We start from the raw sequence: 18,345 nt of genomic DNA on the forward strand, positions 1-18,345 counted from the left end.
CCTGACCCGATCCTGACCGGAGCGCCACCCAATGGCACGTTTCTTTATCGACCGACCGATCTTTGCCTGGGTCATTTCGATCTTCATCATGGGGATTGGCGTGCTGTCGATCGTGACGCTGCCGATCTCGCAATATCCCGAGATCGCGCCGCCGACGGTCTCGGTCAACGCGGCCTATCCCGGAGCCAGCGCCGAGACTGTGGCCAATACGGTCACGCAGGTGATCGAGCAGCAAATGACGGGGCTGGACGGGCTGCGCTATATCTCCTCTAGCTCGACCAGTGCGGGGGGCGCGTCGATCACCCTTACGTTCGAGACTGGCATCGACCCGGACATCGCGCAGGTGCAGGTGCAGAACAAGCTGGCGCAGGCGACCGCACTGCTGCCCGAGCCGGTGCAGCGGCAGGGCGTGACGGTGCAAAAATCCTCGGCCGGGTTCCTGATGGTGATCGCGCTAATTGCTGCTGGTGGCGGCTATGATGCGACCGATCTGGGCGACTACCTGGAAACCAACATGGTCAATGAGCTGAGCCGTGTGGAGGGTGTCGGCAATGTTCAGGTCTTTGGCGCGCAATACGCCATGCGCATCTGGCTGGACCCGGCCAAGCTGGCCGCGTTCGAACTGACGCCGGCAGATGTGGTGCAGGCGGTGCAGGCGCAGAACGCCCAGATCTCGGCGGGGGAGTTTGGTGCGCGGCCCGCGGTGGACGGACAGGTGCTGAATGCCACCATCACGGCGCAATCCCTGCTGACCACGCCCGAGGATTTTCGACAGATCGTGATCCGGGCCGAGACCGACGGCGGGCTGGTCCTGATCAATGACGTGGCGCGCGTGGAAATCGGGGCTGAGAACTACGGCACCATTTCGCGCTTCAATCAGCAGGCGGCATCGGGCCTTGCCATCAGCCTCGCGCCCGGCGCCAATGCGCTGGATACCGCCACGGCGGTCGAGACCCGCGTAGAGGAGCTGGCGCAATTCTTTCCCGACGGGATCGAATATGTGATCCCCTATGACACGACGCCGTTTGTCGAAATTTCGATCAAGGAGGTCGTCAAGACGCTGATCGAAGCGATCATCCTCGTTTTCCTCGTGATGTATCTTTTCCTGCAGAACCTGCGGGCGACGCTGATCCCGACGCTGGCGGTGCCTGTCGTGCTTCTGGGCACATTCGGGGTGCTGTCGCTGATGGGGTTCTCGATCAATACGCTGACCATGCTGGCGATGGTGCTGGCCATCGGCCTGTTGGTCGATGACGCCATCGTCGTGGTCGAAAACGTAGAGCGGATCATGGAGCAAGAGGGGCTGAGCCCCAAGGAGGCGACGCGCAAGTCGATGGACCAGATCACCGGCGCGCTGATCGGTATCGGCGTGGTCCTGTCGGCGGTGTTCGTGCCGATGGCGTTCTTTCCCGGCTCGACTGGGGTGATCTATCAGCAGTTTTCGGTCACGATTGTCTCGGCTATGGCGCTGTCGGTGCTGGTGGCGCTGACGCTGACGCCGGCGCTTTGCGCGACGATGCTGAAGGCCAAAACGCACGGCGGGCACCAGCGCGGGCCATTCGCCCTCTTCAATCGCGGGTTCGCGCGGTTGCTGGGCGGATATGCGGGCAGCGTCGGCTGGATCGTCAAGCGGCCGGTCCGGCTGGGCATCATCTATCTGGCGATTGTTGCGCTGATGGTGGGCATGTTCATGCGCACGCCGCAGGGTTTTCTGCCCGAAGAGGATCAGGGCATTCTCTTTACCCTCATTCAGGGGCCGACGGGCACCACGGCCGAGCAGACGCTGGATGTGGTCAAGCAGGTCGAGGATTACTTCCTGACGCAGGAGCCCGAGTTGGTCGAGAGTGTCTTTGGCGTTGCCGGATTCAGCTTTGCGGGGCAGGGGCAGAACCTGGGACTGGCGTTTGTGCGGCTGAAGGACTGGAAAGATCGCGAGGCCGCAAGCCAGAGCGTTCAGGCGCTGGCCGGGCGGGCCTTTGGCGCGTTCAGCCAGATCGAGGGGGCGATGGTTTTCCCGATCGTGCCGCCCTCGGTGATCGAGCTGGGCAACGTCTCGGGCTTTGACTTCTACATTCAGGCGCGCGGCGGGCAGAGCCATGAGCAGCTGCTGGAGGCGCGCAACCAGATGCTGGGCATGGCGGCAGAAAGCCCGCTGATCGCCAGCGCGCGGCCCTCGGGTCTTGAGGATGCGGCGCAGTTCAATCTGGATATCGACTGGCGGCGCGCGGGTGCGATGGGCGTGGCCGCGACCGATGTGGGCAACCTGCTGAGCACCGCATGGGCCGGGAGATACGTCAACGACTTCATCGACGAGGGCCGGATCAAACGGGTTTATGTGCAGGGCGAGGCCAATGCCCGCGCGGTGCCCTCGGATATCGAGAAGTGGCGCGTGCGCAACGCAAGCGGCGGGCTTGTCCCGTTTTCGAACTTTGTCGATGCCGCGTGGAGTTACGGGGCGCAAGGCGTGAACCGCTATAACGGCGTGCCGTCGATGCAGATTCAGGGCAGCCCCGCGCCAGGTGTTTCGACCGGCGATGCGATTGCCGAGATCGAGCGTCTGGCCGGGCAACTGCCGCCCGGATTCCAGATCTCGCTGACCGGATTGTCACTGGAGGAACAGGAGTCGGGCAATCAGGCGCCCCTGCTTTATGCGCTGTCGCTGGCGGCGATCTTCCTCGCGCTCGCGGCCCTTTACGAATCGTGGTCGATTCCCTTCGCCGTGATGCTTGCTATGCCCATCGGGGTTCTGGGCGCGCTGGGGGGCGCATATTTGGGCGGGTTCGAGAATGGTGTCTTCTTTCAGGTGGGCCTGCTGACGGTTATTGGCTTGACGGGGAAAAACGCGATCCTGATAGTTGAATTCGCGCGCGACAAACGCGCCGCAGGCGAAAGTGTTCTGGAGGCCGCCGTCGATGCCGCGCGGCAGCGGTTCCGGCCCATCATCATGACGTCCATGGCCTTCTCGCTGGGGGTTCTGCCGCTGGTCCTCAGCTCGGGGGCGGGCTCGGGCGGGCGGACGGCCATCGGGTCGGGCGTGCTGGCGGGGACGATTACGGCGACGGTGCTGGGCGTGCTCTTTGTGCCGCTGTTCTTTGCGGTGATTGCGCGGCTGGGACCCAGAAAAAAAACCTAAGACGGGCAGCGGGGTAGGCGCGGTGCGGCGGCCTTGGCACATCGCCCGTTCGCCAATCACCGGGAGTGTGCTACATTTCAGCGCACACGCCAAAGGAGACCCCCCATGGCCATAAGCCTTACCGTCAATGGTGACCCCGTCTCGCTGGACGTCGATCCCGACATGCCGCTGCTTTGGGCACTGCGCGATGAATTGCGCCTGACCGGCACGAAATTCGGGTGCGGCATCGCGCAATGCGGTGCTTGCACCGTGATGCTGGACGGGATGACCGTGCGGTCCTGCGTGACCACCGTCGGCACGCTTGAGGGCGCGGATGTGCGCACGATCGAGGCGATGGACGGCCCCGAGGCCAAGGCGGTGAAGGCGGCATGGGTAGAGATCAATGTGCCGCAATGCGGCTATTGCCAATCGGGGCAGGTGGTGTCCGCGACCGCGCTCTTGCGCGAGATCCCCAAGCCCACGGACGAGGATATCGACAACGCGATGGCGGGCAACATCTGCCGCTGCGCGACCTACGCCCGTATCCGCCAGGCGATTCGCCAGGCCTCAGACAGTCTGGAGGGCTAGAACATGCATCCGAACATCAAGGCAATGACTGCGCCGCGCCCCACACGGCGCGGATTTCTGGCCGGCTCGGCGGGGCTGATCCTGGGCCTCTACTTGGCCCCCGGCAAGGGGCGTGCCAGCGTGGCGGCGGGCGAGGGCGATTTTGCACCCAATGCTTTCGTGCGCATCGCGCCTGACGACACCGTGACCGTGCTGGTCAAGCATATCGAGATGGGGCAGGGGGCCAACACCGGCCTGCCCATTCTGGTGGCCGAAGAGCTGGATGCCGACTGGTCGCAGATGCGGGCGGCGCAGGCGCCCTCGGATCCAGTGGTTTATGTCAACACGGCGTTTGGCATTCAGGGCACCGGAGGGTCGACGGGCCTGTCGAACTCCTATCTGACGATGCGTCAGGCGGGCTCGGCGGCGCGCGCGATGCTGGTGTCGGCGGCGGCGGATGCATGGGGCGTGCCAGCGGGCGAGATCACCGTTAGCAAGGGCGTCGTGGCGCATGAGGGCAGTGGCAATTCCTCGGGCTTTGGCGCGCTGGCCGAGGCGGCCGCACAGGTGCCCGTGCCGGTGGATGTGGCGCTGAAATCGTCTGAGGATTTTACGCTGATCGGGGGACAGTCTGTCACGCGGCTGGACAGCGCGGCCAAGACCAACGGCAGCGCGGAATTCACCATGGATGTCTATCGCGACGGGATGCAGGTGGTGGCGATGGTCCACCCGCCGAAATTCGGCGCCGTCGTGGCCTACTTCGACGATACCGCCGCGCTTGACGTGGCGGGGGTCAATGCCGTGCGGCAGGTGCCATCTGGGATTGCGGTCTATGCCGCCAACACCTTCGCCGCCTTCAAGGGCCGCGACGCGGTGCGCGTGGAGTGGGACGAAAGCGAGGCTGAGACGCGCTCGTCAGGCGAAATCGCCCGCGTCTTTGCCGAGGCGGCGCGCGCGCCTGCCCAGACGGTCGAAGCCGAGGGTGACGTGGATACGGCGCTGGCCAATTCCGCGGAGGTGATCGAGGCCGATTACCTCTTTCCTTATCTTGCCCACGCCGCGCTGGAGCCGCTGGACGGTGTGATCGAGCTGCGCGAGGATGGCGCCGAGGTCTGGGCGGGCGAGCAGATCCCGACGATCAGCCAGCAGACCATGGGCGCCATTCTGGGCATGGAGCCCGGCAATATCGCCATGAACACGATGTTTGCGGGTGGCAGCTTTGGCCGCCGCGCGACACCGGACAGCCATCTGGCGGCCGAGCTGGCGCATGTGGCCAAGGCGGCGGGGCCGGGCGCCTACAAGCTGGTCTATACGCGCGAGAACGATATGCGGGCGGGCTATTACCGGCCGCTGACGGCGCATCACTTCAAGGCGGGGATGGATGCGGAGGGCAACATCACGGCCTGGTCCAACACGGTCGCCAACCAGTCGATCATCGCAGATACGCCCTTTGCCATGATGATGCAGGACGGGCTGGACCCGACGGCCTACGAGGGGTCGAACGATCTGGCCTATGACATGCCGAACAGACGGCTGAGCTGGGCGCAGATGCAGGCGGGGGTGCCGACGCTCTGGTGGCGCTCGGTCGGGCATACGCATACGGCCTATGCAGTCGAGACGTTCATGGATCAGGTGCTGCTGGCTGCGGGGCGCGATCCGGTAGACGGGCGCCTGAACCTGATGCGTCAGGATCGCCCCCGTGATGCCGCCGTGCTGATGCGCGTGGCCGAGATGGCCGGATGGTCCGGGCCGGGCATGGGGGACAAGCGGCTGGGTGTCGCGGTGGTGCGCAGTTTCGGCAGCTATGTGGCGCAGATCGCTGAGGTCGAGGACCGTGATGGCAGGCCGCATGTCACTCGCGTCTGGTGCGCCATTGATTGCGGTGTGGCGGTGACGCCTGATGTAGTGCGCGCGCAGATGGAGGGGGGCATCGGTTTTGGCCTTGGCTCCATGTTGCACGGTGAGATCACACTGGATGAGGGGGGCCGCGTCCGGCAGAGCAACTATGACGGCTACGGGACGCTGCGCATCAACGAGATGCCGCAGATCGAGGTAACGATCCTCGCGTCGGAGGTGGACCCGACGGGGGTGGGCGAGCCGGGCACACCGCCCATCGCGCCCGCGGTGGCGAATGCGTGGCGGTCGCTGACGGGCAAGATGCCTTACCGGCTGCCCTTTGGAGCGGGAGCGGTATGATGCGGATGTTTGGTAAATTCCTGATCGCCGTGCCTCTGGCCGCGCTGCCCTTGGTGGCCCTGCCGGCCTTTGCCGAGGATCTGGCCGAGCCCGAAAGCTTTGACGGGATTGCCGATGAGGGCGAACGCTCGGCGGCGATCTTTAATGAGATGGGCAAGGTGCTTCAGCATCCACGCTGCCTGAATTGCCACCCGGTGGACGGCACGCCCCGTCAGGGCGATGATCTGGCGCTGCATCAGCCGCCGGTCGTGCGCGGGCAAGGCGGATTTGGTGCGCCGGGGATGCGGTGCAGCAACTGCCACAGCGCTGAGAACGTCGAATACACGGGCGCCGAAGGATCTGTGCCGGGCCATGACCCGTGGCATCTGGCACCGGTGTCGATGGGATGGATCGGGCTGACCCTGCCCGAGATTTGCGAGCAGATCAAAGACCCCGAGCGCAACGGCGACCGCACGCTGGCCGAGCTGCACGAGCATAACGCCGAAGACGGGCTTGTCGGCTGGAGCTGGGAGCCGGGCGAGGGCCGCGAGCCTGCGCCGGGCAGTCAGGAACGCTTTGGCGCATTGACCAAAGCGTGGATCGACGCCGGGGCAGGGTGCCCCAGCGGCTGAGGGACCGGGTCAGGCCGCCTGCGCGGCGCCCATATCCGACAGCACCTCGGCAGCGATCTGGAAGGAGCGTTGCCGGGCTGCCGCGTCGTGGATCTGTCCGGTCAGGATCATCTCGTCAGGGGTATACCGATCCTGCATTGCGGTGAGCGCGCTGCGCACCGATGCCTTGCTGCCTGTCGCGCTGACGCGCAGGGCCTGACCAACGGCGCGGGTCATGTCCGGGCCGATGGTCGCCTCGATGTCCGCAACCGGGGCGGGTAGTTTGCCGGGCTTGCCTGTGCGCAAGTGGGCAAAAGCTTGCTGCATCGAGGTGCGCAGATATGCGCCCTCGGCGTCCGTCTCGGCGGCAAAGACATTGGCGGCTAGCATGAAATAGGGCCGGTCAAGTTGGGCCGACGGCTGGAAGCGGTCGCGGTAGATCTGCACCGCCTGATCCAGCGCATCGGGCGCAAAATGCGAGGCAAAAGCGTAGGGCAGGCCCAGATGCGCGGCCAGCTGCGCGCCATAAAGGCTGCTGCCGAGGATCCAGACGGGCACATGGGTGCCTTCGCCGGGATGCGCCGCCACGGGCGCGCCGGGGCGATGATCGCCAAGAAGCTGGATCAATTCGACGACATCATCGGGAAAGCTGTCCTGCTCCATCCCCCGGCGCAGGGCGCGGGCGATGTTCATGTCGCCGCCCGGCGCGCGCCCAAGGCCAAGGTCGATGCGATTGGGGTGGATGGTGGCGAGCGTGCCGAATTGCTCGGCGATTGCCAGAGGCGCGTGATTGGGCAGCATGATACCGCCCGCTCCGATGCGCATGCGCTCTGTTGCATCCGCGATATGGCCGATCAGGACAGACGTCGCGGCGCTGGCGATGCCGGGCATGTTGTGATGCTCGGCCAGCCAATAGCGGTGATATCCCCAGCCCTCTGCGGCCTGCGCCAAGGCCACGGAATTGGCGATGGCGGTGCGGGTGTCATGCCCCTCGGGCACGGGCGCGAGATCGAGAACGGAGTAGCGCATGGGGAAGTTCCTTGGATGTCTGTTTGCCCCAAGGTGGGGCCGCGTGGGCCCGAGTGCAAGTCAGCTGGTGTCGCCGTGCAGCAATGTCCAGCCCGCATCACCCGCCCCGAAGTGGCAAATTTGCATCGGCTCGAAGCCCTTGTCGCCCGCGCCTGCGGCATAGCGGGTGACGCAGATGCGATCCGGCTCGGTCTCGATCAGGTTGAAATCGTTCTCCTCGCCGCGCAGCCGTGTGGAGAGGCCCGTGCCTGCATGGACCTGCAAGATCGCGCGCCCCTCGTTGGGAGGTGTCAGCAGCGCGGCCCGCCAGCTGTGCAGGTGCCCCGACAGGACGATATCGGCGCCAAGCTCGGACAGGGTGTTGATGGCGTGATCCGCGCCGCGTGTCGGCTTTTTCGTATCGGTGGGCCGCTGATCCAGCGGGTGATGGGCCACGATGACGCGCGTGCGTGTTCCGGCATTCTCCCACCTGCTTGCGATACGCGAAAGGGCGACGGGATTGAACCAACCGCTCTGATGGACAAAGCGGTTGACCGTATTGACGCCCAGCACGCTGAGACCGTCATCCAGATAGTCGGGTTCAAGGGTCTCGTCTATGATACGGCGATAGTTGCGCCAAGGGTGCAAAAAGCGGCTGAAAGGATCATGCAGCGGGATGTCGTGATTGCCGGGCACCACCAGCACCGGCGCGTCCAGCGAATCCATGAAATTCTGTGCGGCGCGAAACTGGACCGAGCGCGCGCGCTGCGTCAGATCGCCGGAAATGACCACGAGGTCCGCGCCAAGCGCGTTCACCCGCGCGATGAGCGGCTGCAACAACTCGGGGCGGGCGCGACCGAAATGCAGGTCGGAAAGGTGGATAAGACGGCTCACCTTGTGCCTGCCTGCCGGTCCTTGGGCACGATCACGGTCAGCTCGTCGGGGATGGCGCGCAGATCGAAGGGCGCGCGCATCCGCGACCGCTCCCCATCGCAGGCGACGTCATTGCGCTTGCGGTGGGCGGTGATGGTGATTTGCTTGGCCCCGATGAGATCAAAGGGAATGTCGCGCTGTGCGCGGCCCATCGCCAGCATGGCCGCGTTTTTCAGCATCCCCCAGCGCCCGGTATCGGGCGCGACAAAGAGGGCAAGGCGCCCGGCGGCGATATGCTCTTCGCCCTCAAGGCCCATCTGGCGCAGCTGGAAAGCGTTGTTGACGGCGAAGGCCAAGGGCGTGCGGTGCGTGCGGGCATAACCATCCGCCTCAATATGAATCTTGAGCGGGCGGCGCAGCGTGACCAGCGTGACCAGCACCGACCAATAGGCGGCAAGGCGGCTGCGGCCCCATTTGCGATACGTCTCCTCGCGGGTCCGCAGGATGGCCGGGTAGGCGCCGAGGCTGGCATTGTTCAGAAACGTGTGGCCGTTGATGGTGCCGATAGGCACGGGACGCTGCGCGCCGTTGAGGATCAGCTCGACCGCGCTCTCGATGTCCTCGGGGATGTCGAGGGAGCGGGCGAAATAGTTGAACGTGCCCAAGGGAACGATGCCCATGACGGTGCCGTTGCCGCGCAGGGTGCCGGCGATGCCCGCGATGGTGCCGTCGCCGCCTGCGGCCACGATGATGTCGAATTCATCGTCGAGCGCGCCTTGCGCTGATGTGCTGATCTGCCCGCCTTTGGCGAGCACGCGGATCTCGGCGGGGGTGCCAGCGGATTGAAACGCCTTTTCGATGCGCGCACGCGCGCCGTCCGCGCCCTGCTTGCCCGAGCTGGCGTTGATCAGCACGCAAATGTGCGGCTGGTCCTTGGTGGTGTGAGCGTCTGTCATCTGCGGCGTTACCCCTTGTGATCGGGAGTAACAGCGCGGGGGCCCCGTGCGTTCCCTCGGGCGAGTGGTTTAGCCGCGTTTCTGAAAGGCGACCAGGATCAGCGCGAGGAGGGACGAGCCGATCATCAGCATCAGCGAGACGGCGTTGAGGAGAGGCGTCGAGCCTTCTTTCAGGCGGTCGAACATGGCGATGGTCAGCGGCGCGTCCGAGCCGACCAGCATGAGCGTGGTGTTGAAATTCTCGAAGCTCATGAGAAAGGCCACGACAGCCGCGCCGACGATGGCGGGCATCAGAAAGGGGATGGTGATGGTGCGCACGGCCGTCAGGCGGTTTGCTCCGAGATTGAGCGCCGCCTCTTCGAGCGTGGTGTCGAACTTTTGCAGGCGGGCCGAAATGACCAGCGTGGCGATGGTGGTGATGAAGGAGAACTGCCCCAGAATGACCAGCGCAAGGCCTGGCCGCAGGAATTGCGCGTCGATGTTCGCCGCATCCCACAGCCCGTTCGCGAGCGTCGAGGAAAATACGAGGATGGAAATGCCAAGCACGATACCGGGCACCACCAGCGGCAGCAGCATCAGCACATAGAGCACCCCGCGCCCGCGAAACTTGTAGCGGTTGAAGAGGAACGCGTTGGACGTGCCCACGGCGACCGAGAGGATGGCCACGGACGCGCCGACGATGGCCGAGGTGCCGATGGCGCCAAGGATGCTGCGTTCGTGAAAGACGCCGATCTTGGGATCGCTATCGCCAAAGAACCAGTCGAGCGTGAACCCCTCCCACGGCAGGGACGGGAATTGGCTGTCGTTGAAGGCAAAGGTGGCGACGACCAGCAGCGGCAATGTCAGGTAGATGAAAAAGAGGGCGACATAGCCCGTCCAGATGACGTTGAGCGCGCGGGGGGTGGGAATGGTGGGAATCATCAGCCCATCGTCCTTTCCAGCGTCTGGCCGGTCAGACGCAGCATTGCCCAGATGATGAACGACGACGCCGCCAGGAGCATGAATCCAAAGGCGGCCCCCAGTTCCCAATTGAAGCGTACGATGAACTGCGAATAGATCATCTCGGTGAACCAGAGGCTGTCCTTGCCGCCCAGCATGGTGGGGGTCAGGTAGTTGCCAAGGCTCAGCATGAAGACGACGATGCAGCCCGAGACGATGCCGGGCACCGCATGGGGGATCACTATCTCGCGCATGACGGACCAGCCTGAACCGCCCAAGTCATAGCCCGCCTCGATGACCGCGTCGTCAAGGCTGTCCAGTGTCGTGACCAGCGGGACGACCATGAAGAGCATCGAGGTATAAACGAGCCCCGTCATGATGGCGGCGTCGTTATAGAGCATCTCGACCGGCCCGGAAACGACGCCCGACCATTGCAGGAATTGTGAGATCACGCCGGTCTCGCGCAAGAGGATCATCCAGCCGAAGGTGCGCACCAGTTCGGACACCCAGAAGGGGATGAGGCACAGCAAGAAGAGGACCGAGCGCGCGCGGCCCCGCACCATCTTGGCAATGTAATAGGACACCGGAAAGGCGATCAGCAGCGTGATGAGCGTTGCCATGATTGCCATGACGGCGGTGCGCATGAAGGTGCGCATGTAAAGCGGCTCGGTCAGGATAGTTTTGTAATTGGCGAAGCTGGCCTCGTATTCGCCCACGCCGACACGTTCGCGCAGGCTGAGCATCAGCATGTCGACATGCGGGATCAGGATCAGTAGGCTCAGCCACAGCAAGAGCGGCGTCAGCAGCAGGATAAAGCCGAGGCGGGCGCTGTTGGCCATCGCTCAGCCCTCGCCCGCGGCAAAACAATTGGCCTGATCGGCGGCCCAGCCGATGTGGATGGGGGCGCCGCGTTGCAGGTCAGCGAATTCACCCGATTGGGGCAGGGTAACCTCGACCTCGCCGCCGGTCTCGTCGCTGGTCACGATGATGCGGCTGGCGGCGCCGTTGAACAGCAGGCTGCCGACCTGGCCCGAAAGCCGGTTGTCGAATTGGGCCAGATCATCAGCGCTGCGGCCAATGCGGATCGCCTCGGGGCGCACGAAGATGTTTACATCCGCGCCCTTGGTGGTCGCGCCCTTGGTGGCGGCGCGCATGGTCAGGCCGGTATCGGTGCGCAGCTCCACGGTATTGCCCTCGACGCGCTGGACGGTGCCGCGCCAGCGATTGCTGTCGCCGACAAAGCTGGCGACGAAAGGCGTTTGCGGGCGATAGTAGAGATCCTGACCGCTGCCGATCTGCTCGAACTTGCCTTCGTTCATCACGGCGATGCTGTCGGACATCACCAGTGCCTCGGACTGGTCGTGAGTGATATAGACAAAGGTGGTGTCGAAGGCGGCTTGCAGGGATTTCAGCTCGACCTTCATGCGCTCGCGCAGCTTGAGGTCCAGCGCCCCCAGCGGCTCATCCAAGAGCAGCACATCAGGCTCCAGCACCATGCATCGGGCGATGGCGACGCGCTGTTTCTGGCCGCCCGAAAGCTCGTCCGTCTTGCGTTTGCCGATACCGGGCAGGCCGATGCGGTCAAGCACTTCATCCACCTTGCGGGCAATCTCGGCCTTGGAATCTCCGGCGCGGCGCAGGCCATAGCCGATGTTGTCCTCGATGTTCATCATCGGAAAGAGCGCGAGGTGCTGGAACACCATGTTGACTGGTCGCTTGTTGGGCGGCGTGTCGAGGACTGAGCGTCCCTTGATCGCGATGTCGCCGGATGACGGCTCGAGAAAGCCCGCGACCATGCGCATGATCGTCGTCTTGCCGCAGCCCGAGGGGCCCAGGATCGAGAAGAATGAACCGGCGGGCACCGAAAAGGACACATCATCGACCGCCACCGTATCGCCAAAGCGGCGGGTCAGATTGGTGCATTCGAGATCGGGAACGCCGGTGCGGGCGTTATCGGAGGCAGCGGTCATAAGGGGTATTTCCAGACATGAAAACGGGCGGCCCCACGCAAATGGGGCCGCCCGCGATTTCGCAGATTATTGAGCGGCCTTCACACGGTCCAGCACGCCGCCTTCGATCGCTTCGAGACCGGCGGGCACGGGGGGATACCACTTAATGTTGTCCACGGCTTCGGGTGGGAAGCTTTCCTGATACTGGGCCTTGAGCGCATCTGATGCAAACTCGTCCGCGCCAGCCGATGCGGTGAAGTTACCGGCGGATTCGGTGATCATCGCCGCGACTTCCGGCTGCATGACAAAGTTGATCCAGTCATAGGCGGCCTGATCGGCCTGACCCTTGGCGGGCAGGACGAAGGTGTCGATCCAGCCGAGGGCACCGGAGGCGGGCGCGACAAAGTTGATGTCGGAATTGTCGGCGTTCAGCTTCCAGCCACCGGTATCCCATGCCATCGCGGCGACAACTTCGCCCGAGCGCACCAGATTGAGCAGCTCGTCACCGCCATCCCAGTAGGTTTTGACGATGGGCTTGCACTCGACCAGCTTGGCCTCGACCTCGTTCATGATCTCGGTATAGGCCGCTTCGTCGCCGTAGGCGGCGAAGGGGTCGAGACCCATCGAATAGGCGAAACCAATCAGTGTCGGACGCTTGAGACGGTAGGAAACCTTGCCCTCGAGCGCGGGATCGCACAGGTCGGTGTAATCGGCGACGCCCTCGGCTTCGGCGCCGTTGACGATCAGGCCGCTGGTACCCCAGACGTGCGGCACGCCATATACTTCGCCGTCGACGGTGGTGTTTGTCTTCGTCGCGTCCAGCATAGAGGGGATGAAGAGGTCTTCGTTGATTTGGCTCAGGTCCATGGGCTTGTAGATGCCGAATTCGGCCTGCGGGCCTGCGATGCGGTCCTGGCTGGGCTGGGCAAGGTCAAAGCCGCTGCCGCCCGTGGCGCGCAGTTTGGCGATCATTTCCTCGTTGTTGGACATGGTGACTTCGACGGTGTGACCCGTCTCTTCCTCGAACATCTCGATGACGTTCTCGGGCGCGTAGCCGCCCCAGGTCAGCAGGCGCAGCGTGTCAGCGCTGGCGGCAGAGGCCATGAGCGCGGTGGTGGCAACACCAGCGGTCAGTGTGAGCATGATGGTTTTCATTGAAATCTCCATTTGGTTATCCGGATGGCTCCGCCGCGCTTATGTGCACAGGAGTGCAACAGTTTCGTGACGTGCGCCGGCCCTTGAATTCATGCGGGATCGCGGCAGGATCAGCCTGCGCCCGGCCCGTTCAATAGGCAGAACTTGGCGCGAGGCGTCAACTGCCGATGGGCTGATGGGGCCAAATATTTTTACAATTGGTCAAGTTTTTGGCGGGTGCCTGGTGGCACGCAAGCTCACTCAAGGCGCAGGCGCGACAAACCGGCTGTGATCGTGGTGTTCGTGTCGTCGCTGTCGGCCGATATGGCCAGCCCGACCAGCGCGGTTGGCGCCTCGCCAAAACTGCGCCGATAATCGGCAGCCAGATCGACTTGTTCGTTGGCCGAACCCGTCTCGGCTGGACGCAGCACAATCGTCTTGCCCTGATTGCCCAGATAGGGCGACGGGAGCAGTGACCCGCGCGGTGCATTCCCGCCCCAGACATACATCAGCACGCGTGCCTCTCGAACCTTCAGCAGCTGGCGGATGCCCGCATTCGCATTCTGGCGGGCGATCTCTTCAGGCATGAAGACGAAATAGAGTGACAGGTTGCGATCGTCACCGCCCTTTCGGGTGAGGTCGGTGGCGGGAACGCTTGTGCTGACCGACCAGCTCCAGCTTGCGGTGCGGGCGCCCCAGTCGGCGGTGGGCAGATTGGTCCAGAGCATCGAAACCGCGCCATTCGACGCGACCGAGACGCTGTCGGAGCCTTGCCGCCAATCGTTGCCGGAAAAGAGAGAAAACCGCTGCTCGGTCCAGCCGCTCAGCGGAATTGCCAGCGCCTGCGCCGGCAGGATCAGGGCCGCGCAGAGACCAATGGCTTTGATCATCGGAAGCGTCCTTCGCTAGTGCATGGCTCCAGATTTCGTAGACCTGGATTTTTAACTAGGGCAGGCAAACTGCCGGGCAAGGCAATAGTTATGACGTGGAAAGGTATCATTTGTCGCCAGCTGCTCGACGAGATTTGATCAATGCGGCACCGACTGCCGATTGATGTGGACCAGGATCCGGGCGTCGCCCTTGCCGATCTGGGTTACCAGCGGCCTGATGTGATTACCGCCTGAACTTTGCGATTTAACCGTCTTGACTTAGCCATTAGTTTCAATGGCCTGGATTTGGGCAGAACGCCTGATCGTTATAGCCGTTAAGAGCCATGAAGATGGCCTCTAGCAATTTTCGATAGCGCCAATAAATGACCGAATGGTTCTGATTTGTATGAAGTGTCATTGCTTTTTGGCAAACTTTGCCATATTTCTTTTTCACGAAGGAGATCATCATGGGCACCATGAATATTTCATTGCCGGACCCGATGAAGAGCTGGGTCGAAGAGCAGGCGAAAGCTGGACGGTACGCCAATTCCAGTGACTATGTTCGCGACCTTATCCGGCGTGACCGTGCAAGAAGTGATGCGATCGCGGAAATTCAGAGCGCTGTTGACGCTGGCCTCGCCAGCGGCCCGGCCGCCCCGCTTGATCGCAGCGCGTTCAAGTCCCGGATGCGCGCCCAGCATGTCGGGAAATAGTCGTTGGGTCATTCGACCCGCTGCTGAAAGCGACATGTCCAACATCTGGAACCACGGAGCAGCCAACTGGGGTGCCGATCAGGCGGATCGCTATGCGGATGGTCTGTTCGCGATTTTCGGCCTGCTTGCTGAATTTCCAGAGATTGCCCGGGAGCGCGCTGAGTTATCGCCTCCTGTGCGCATCCATCCCAGCGGTGTGCATCTGGTGATTTACCGGCTGGATGGACAGTGGGTCGAGATCATCCGGATATTGCATGCTCACCAGAATCTGACGGCCTATCTGCTTGACGGCTGACCGTCACAACCCTGCGGCCTTGGTCAAGTTCACTCGGAATCGGTCACGACGGCGTTGGTATCGGCGAGTCATTTCGGCCGAGGCATGTCCGAGTTGCTTCTGGACATAGCTTTCATCGACTTCCGCACTGCTGGCCAAGCCGGCGCGCAAGGAGTGACCGGAAAACATGGCCAGCCGATCTTTCTCGGGCAGCTCTGCCCGGATGCCGGCGTCAAGCACAGTTCTCTTGATCAGCCGCGCGACATGTTTGTCGTTGAGACGCGCCTCCAGCGCGCGTTTGCCATCCCGCGACGTGCCCACGAAGACCGGGCCGAAGTCTATCTTTGCGAAATACAGCCATTGCTTGAGGGCACGGACGGGGCAGGTCAGGTCCGACGATCCGCGTCCGATCTCGACCTCGCGCCACCCGGTTTTGCCAGTCAACGTCAGCAGGGCGCCCTTGTCGAGGATCTCGATCCAGCCGCCGCTGTCCGGCGTATCGTCCTTGTGCACGTCAAGGCTGACGATCTCCGAGCGGCGCAAGCCCCCTGCGTAGCCAAGGAGCAGGATGGCCCGATCCCGCAGCCCCCGCAGGTCGAAACCCAGTGTGGCGACCATGGCCAGAATGTCCTCGGCCAGGATCGCCTCCTTCTGCATCGGCGGCCGCGCATGCTTGCGTTTGATTCCGGCCAGAACCGACGCGATGTGGCGGTTCGAGCGATCGAGCACGAAGCCGCGCTGCGCATAGTTCCAGGCGAGGCCGGAGAGGCGACGCTCGATCGTACTCACCGAGAGGGGCCGGGACGCGGACGGCGACGGGGAGGGGCTCGACCCGGAGGCGAGATCGGCGAGGTAAAGCCCGATCATCTCGGGCGATGGGGGCAGGGGGTCCACGCCCGTCATCCGGCACCAGCGCGCGAAATGCGCCCAGTCCTTGCCATACGCCTTCAGCGTGTTGTCGGAGGCGGCGGCTCGGGCATAGTCCTGCGCCGTGTCCACCAGCCGATCAAGGGTGCCGGAGCCAGCCACAAAGGAAGGGAGTGTCAACGCCACGCTCGACGTGGGGTCTCTCTCGTCGTCCTCGTTGATGGAGGGCCCGTTTGGCGCCGCTGAGCTCGATTTCCCGGTGTTTTTCGACATGTCCCTGTACCTACTTCAATTATGTCCGATAATGCAAAATTATTGGACATATCTGCAAACAGCAAGGCAGGGCGTTTTGAGTGCTATTTAGTGGCATAAAGCGCCGCGACGATGTATGCTCGTGGCATGACATTTGCCCGCCTGCCTCCAGCGCGGTGGTCGCAGCGGTTCGTGATCGAAAACGCAAATCGTCTGTCAAAAACAATCGTCCTGTAAGGAAATTTTCCGGTGTACATCGCAGGTGCTTACACATTTCGAGAATGAGGCTACAAATTGGATATACTTGTGCCCAAATGGGCTGATTTTTCGAGCGCTCTCGTCGATCTGAGGAAAAGTCCTCTTGCCCGGCATCGACGAAGTCGACGAGAAATTCTCTTCGAAATACTTTTTCAGCGGCCTGTTAAGGGTCGGTCAGGTGCAAATGGCCCAAAGTCTGCGATCAAAGAGTTCTGCAGCAGTTCCACTCTGATTTTCACTCCCTAGGGGCAAACATTGCCCGAAGCCTCGCATAATGACCTTACCCACCCTCAACCACAAAACGACATGATGAAGCTGCTGAGCACCGTCCTTGCAGGCTGGTCCACTGGGTCTTGATTGCTACGTGACCTTTGCGAAAGCCACTCAAGTGGTATATGTGTTCAGATGTACACATGAGGAACTGGCCATGACCAACAGTACGACGATGACAATCAGGCTCGATCAGCAGCTGAAGGCCAGACTAGGGAAATTGGCTGGCGAGACTAGGCGTAGCCGATCCTTTCTCGCGGCCGAAGCAGTGGAAGCATATGTGAACCGTGAGTTGGCAATCCTCGAGGGCATTGAACGGGGAATAGCTGATGTGGAAGCCGGTCGGACAGTAAGCCATGAAGATGCGATGACGTCCGTGCGTCGAGCGATAGAGGCTGCCACTGACAAAGCTGCTGCAGACAAAACAGCGTGAAGCGACAGGTTCATTGGTCAACCGACGCGTTAGGCGATCTTGTCGACCAAGTGACCTATATTGCTGCTGACAATCCCTCTGCAGCTCGCCGTGTTGCCGACGCCATTGATACAACAGCCTTAACCCTCGGCGACATGCCAACAGGACGCCCAGGACGGGTAACAGGAACCTACGAGAAGTCAGTAACGGGATTACCCTACATTCTCGCTTACACAATCACCCAAGTGGGCAACGAAGAGGCGGTGGCCATTGTCCGGGTCATTCATACCGCTCGAGATTGATCTGCCGAGAAGTGACCGGATTGATATGTCCGCTCGCAGATCACTGTAGCGGCTAACCAGGACATCGTCATCGACCTCAAGGCAGGCCGAGGCGACAACGGCTTCTCCGCCACTCTGGACATCGTCCCAGCGGGTCTCAAAGCACCGGTGGCACAGGCTGCAACCCCAGCACCTACTCCTGAACCAAAGGCAGCTCCCAAGGCCGAGCCCCAGGCAACTCCTAAACCTGTTGCCAAGGCAGAGACCAAGGCCAACATCTCCGAGACACCTGATGACCGCCAGGAGCCCGAGACAGAGTCCAAGCCTGCGCCGACAAAGGATGATCCTTTCAGTCAACGCAAGCCTGAGCCAGAAGAGAAGTCCAACGTCACAAAGCCGTCCTTCAACCTGAAGGCCAAAGCTGGTGACAACGAAGGTGATCTCGAGCTCAAGCCTGTCGAGGAAGCTGAGCCCCAGCCTGAGCCGGCAGCTGCTGAAGAAGCACCTGCTGCCAAGAAGGGTATCTTCTCCAAAGCCGGCACTGGCTCATGAGATCAAGGCTCGCTGTAGGCCTCATCCTCAGCGTGGCCTTCTTCTTCATCGTCTCCACCATCGTCGGCCTGATCTGGGCTCTGCTGGCTCAAGTAGCACTGCTCACAGCATGGGCCTTCGTTACCTATGTCATCATGTTCGATAAAGGTGAAGACGAGCGCTATCCGAGCTATGCCCGAAAGTTGGTGACGGCGTGATCAGGCGGCGGCTTGAAGTTGCTTGATGCCGTCCTTGAAGGCAATCCCCTGGACGATCTCGGGCAGCCGATTGGCA

General features: G+C 62.6%; 20 protein-coding genes. 10 read left to right on the plus strand and 10 right to left on the minus strand.

Annotated elements, in window-relative coordinates; all coding sequences use genetic code 11:
• The first annotated feature begins 31 nt into the window (after positions 1-31).
• The 4 genes from V8352_RS15490 (at position 32) to V8352_RS15505 (ending at position 6,486) form a co-directional block, all read left to right on the plus strand.
• Positions 32-3,133 carry an efflux RND transporter permease subunit gene (locus V8352_RS15490; RefSeq protein ID WP_336425204.1) on the plus strand — a complete coding sequence of 1,034 codons (3,102 nt, stop codon included), beginning with the start codon at positions 32-34 and terminating at the stop codon, positions 3,131-3,133.
• Between the two features lie 105 nt (positions 3,134-3,238).
• Complete coding sequence (locus tag V8352_RS15495; RefSeq protein WP_336425205.1) at positions 3,239-3,700, plus strand: (2Fe-2S)-binding protein; 462 nt, start codon at positions 3,239-3,241, stop codon at positions 3,698-3,700.
• A 3-nt stretch (positions 3,701-3,703) separates the two neighbouring features.
• Complete coding sequence (locus V8352_RS15500; RefSeq protein ID WP_336425206.1) at positions 3,704-5,875, plus strand: xanthine dehydrogenase family protein molybdopterin-binding subunit; 2,172 nt, start codon at positions 3,704-3,706, stop codon at positions 5,873-5,875.
• Positions 5,872-6,486, plus strand: a complete 615-nt coding sequence (locus V8352_RS15505) for an Isoquinoline 1-oxidoreductase subunit (RefSeq protein WP_336425207.1) — start codon at positions 5,872-5,874, stop codon at positions 6,484-6,486. The genes V8352_RS15500 and V8352_RS15505 overlap by 4 nt, the downstream gene beginning before the upstream one ends.
• Before the next feature lie 9 nt (positions 6,487-6,495).
• Here V8352_RS15505 and V8352_RS15510 read toward each other — a convergent pair whose 3' ends face one another.
• The 9 genes from V8352_RS15510 to V8352_RS15550 form a co-directional block, all read right to left on the minus strand.
• On the minus strand, positions 6,496-7,494 hold the full coding sequence (locus tag V8352_RS15510; protein ID WP_336425208.1) for an LLM class flavin-dependent oxidoreductase: 999 nt from the start codon (positions 7,492-7,494) through the stop codon (positions 6,496-6,498).
• A gap of 60 nt (positions 7,495-7,554) precedes the next feature.
• Complete coding sequence (locus tag V8352_RS15515; RefSeq protein WP_336425209.1) at positions 7,555-8,367, minus strand: metallophosphoesterase family protein; 813 nt, start codon at positions 8,365-8,367, stop codon at positions 7,555-7,557.
• On the minus strand, positions 8,364-9,302 hold the full coding sequence (locus tag V8352_RS15520) for a diacylglycerol/lipid kinase family protein (protein WP_336425210.1): 939 nt from the start codon (positions 9,300-9,302) through the stop codon (positions 8,364-8,366). The genes V8352_RS15515 and V8352_RS15520 overlap by 4 nt, the downstream gene beginning before the upstream one ends.
• 69 nt (positions 9,303-9,371) lie before the next feature.
• The gene (locus tag V8352_RS15525; RefSeq protein ID WP_336425211.1) at positions 9,372-10,223 is read right to left on the minus strand and encodes an ABC transporter permease; all 852 of its coding nucleotides are present in this window, start codon (positions 10,221-10,223) and stop codon (positions 9,372-9,374) included.
• Positions 10,223-11,080: an ABC transporter permease gene (locus V8352_RS15530; protein WP_336425212.1), complete on the minus strand. Its 858-nt coding sequence runs from the start codon at positions 11,078-11,080 to the stop codon at positions 10,223-10,225. Before V8352_RS15530 ends, V8352_RS15525 begins: the two co-directional genes overlap by 1 nt.
• 3 nt (positions 11,081-11,083) lie before the next feature.
• Positions 11,084-12,211, minus strand: a complete 1,128-nt coding sequence (locus V8352_RS15535; protein ID WP_336425213.1) for an ABC transporter ATP-binding protein — start codon at positions 12,209-12,211, stop codon at positions 11,084-11,086.
• A gap of 66 nt (positions 12,212-12,277) precedes the next feature.
• On the minus strand, positions 12,278-13,333 hold the full coding sequence (locus V8352_RS15540; RefSeq protein ID WP_442971046.1) for an extracellular solute-binding protein: 1,056 nt from the start codon (positions 13,331-13,333) through the stop codon (positions 12,278-12,280).
• A gap of 248 nt (positions 13,334-13,581) precedes the next feature.
• Entirely contained in the window at positions 13,582-14,214 is a 633-nt protein-coding gene (locus tag V8352_RS15545; RefSeq protein WP_336425215.1) for a DUF3047 domain-containing protein, read from the minus strand.
• Between the two features lie 271 nt (positions 14,215-14,485).
• Positions 14,486-14,647 carry a hypothetical protein gene (locus V8352_RS15550; protein ID WP_336425216.1) on the minus strand — a complete coding sequence of 54 codons (162 nt, stop codon included), beginning with the start codon at positions 14,645-14,647 and terminating at the stop codon, positions 14,486-14,488.
• Positions 14,648-14,660: 13 nt separating this feature from the next.
• Here V8352_RS15550 and V8352_RS15555 point away from each other — a divergent pair, with 13 nt between their 5' ends.
• Positions 14,661-14,906 (plus strand): type II toxin-antitoxin system ParD family antitoxin, encoded by a 246-nt coding sequence (locus V8352_RS15555; protein ID WP_336425217.1) that lies wholly within the window; start codon positions 14,661-14,663, stop codon positions 14,904-14,906.
• Positions 14,893-15,201, plus strand: a complete 309-nt coding sequence (locus tag V8352_RS15560; RefSeq protein ID WP_336425218.1) for a type II toxin-antitoxin system RelE/ParE family toxin — start codon at positions 14,893-14,895, stop codon at positions 15,199-15,201. Before V8352_RS15555 ends, V8352_RS15560 begins: the two co-directional genes overlap by 14 nt.
• 3 nt (positions 15,202-15,204) lie before the next feature.
• On the opposite strand, the gene V8352_RS15565 is transcribed toward V8352_RS15560, so the two are convergent.
• Positions 15,205-16,320 (minus strand): tyrosine-type recombinase/integrase, encoded by a 1,116-nt coding sequence (locus V8352_RS15565; RefSeq protein ID WP_336425219.1) that lies wholly within the window; start codon positions 16,318-16,320, stop codon positions 15,205-15,207.
• A 664-nt stretch (positions 16,321-16,984) separates the two neighbouring features.
• Here V8352_RS15565 and V8352_RS15570 point away from each other — a divergent pair.
• The 4 genes from V8352_RS15570 (at position 16,985) to V8352_RS15585 (ending at position 18,269) form a co-directional block, all read left to right on the plus strand.
• Positions 16,985-17,260, plus strand: a complete 276-nt coding sequence (locus tag V8352_RS15570; RefSeq protein ID WP_336425220.1) for a CopG family ribbon-helix-helix protein — start codon at positions 16,985-16,987, stop codon at positions 17,258-17,260.
• Positions 17,257-17,541: a type II toxin-antitoxin system RelE/ParE family toxin gene (locus V8352_RS15575; protein ID WP_336425221.1), complete on the plus strand. Its 285-nt coding sequence runs from the start codon at positions 17,257-17,259 to the stop codon at positions 17,539-17,541. The genes V8352_RS15570 and V8352_RS15575 overlap by 4 nt, the downstream gene beginning before the upstream one ends.
• Before the next feature lie 147 nt (positions 17,542-17,688).
• Positions 17,689-18,072: a hypothetical protein gene (locus V8352_RS15580; protein WP_336425222.1), complete on the plus strand. Its 384-nt coding sequence runs from the start codon at positions 17,689-17,691 to the stop codon at positions 18,070-18,072.
• A gap of 32 nt (positions 18,073-18,104) precedes the next feature.
• A complete protein-coding gene (locus V8352_RS15585) occupies positions 18,105-18,269 on the plus strand; it encodes a hypothetical protein (protein ID WP_336425223.1) in 165 nt (54 codons plus the stop codon).
• Positions 18,270-18,345 lie beyond the last annotated feature (76 nt).

This window comes from Roseovarius sp. D0-M9, assembly GCF_037083805.1.
Taxonomy (GTDB): domain Bacteria; phylum Pseudomonadota; class Alphaproteobacteria; order Rhodobacterales; family Rhodobacteraceae; genus Roseovarius.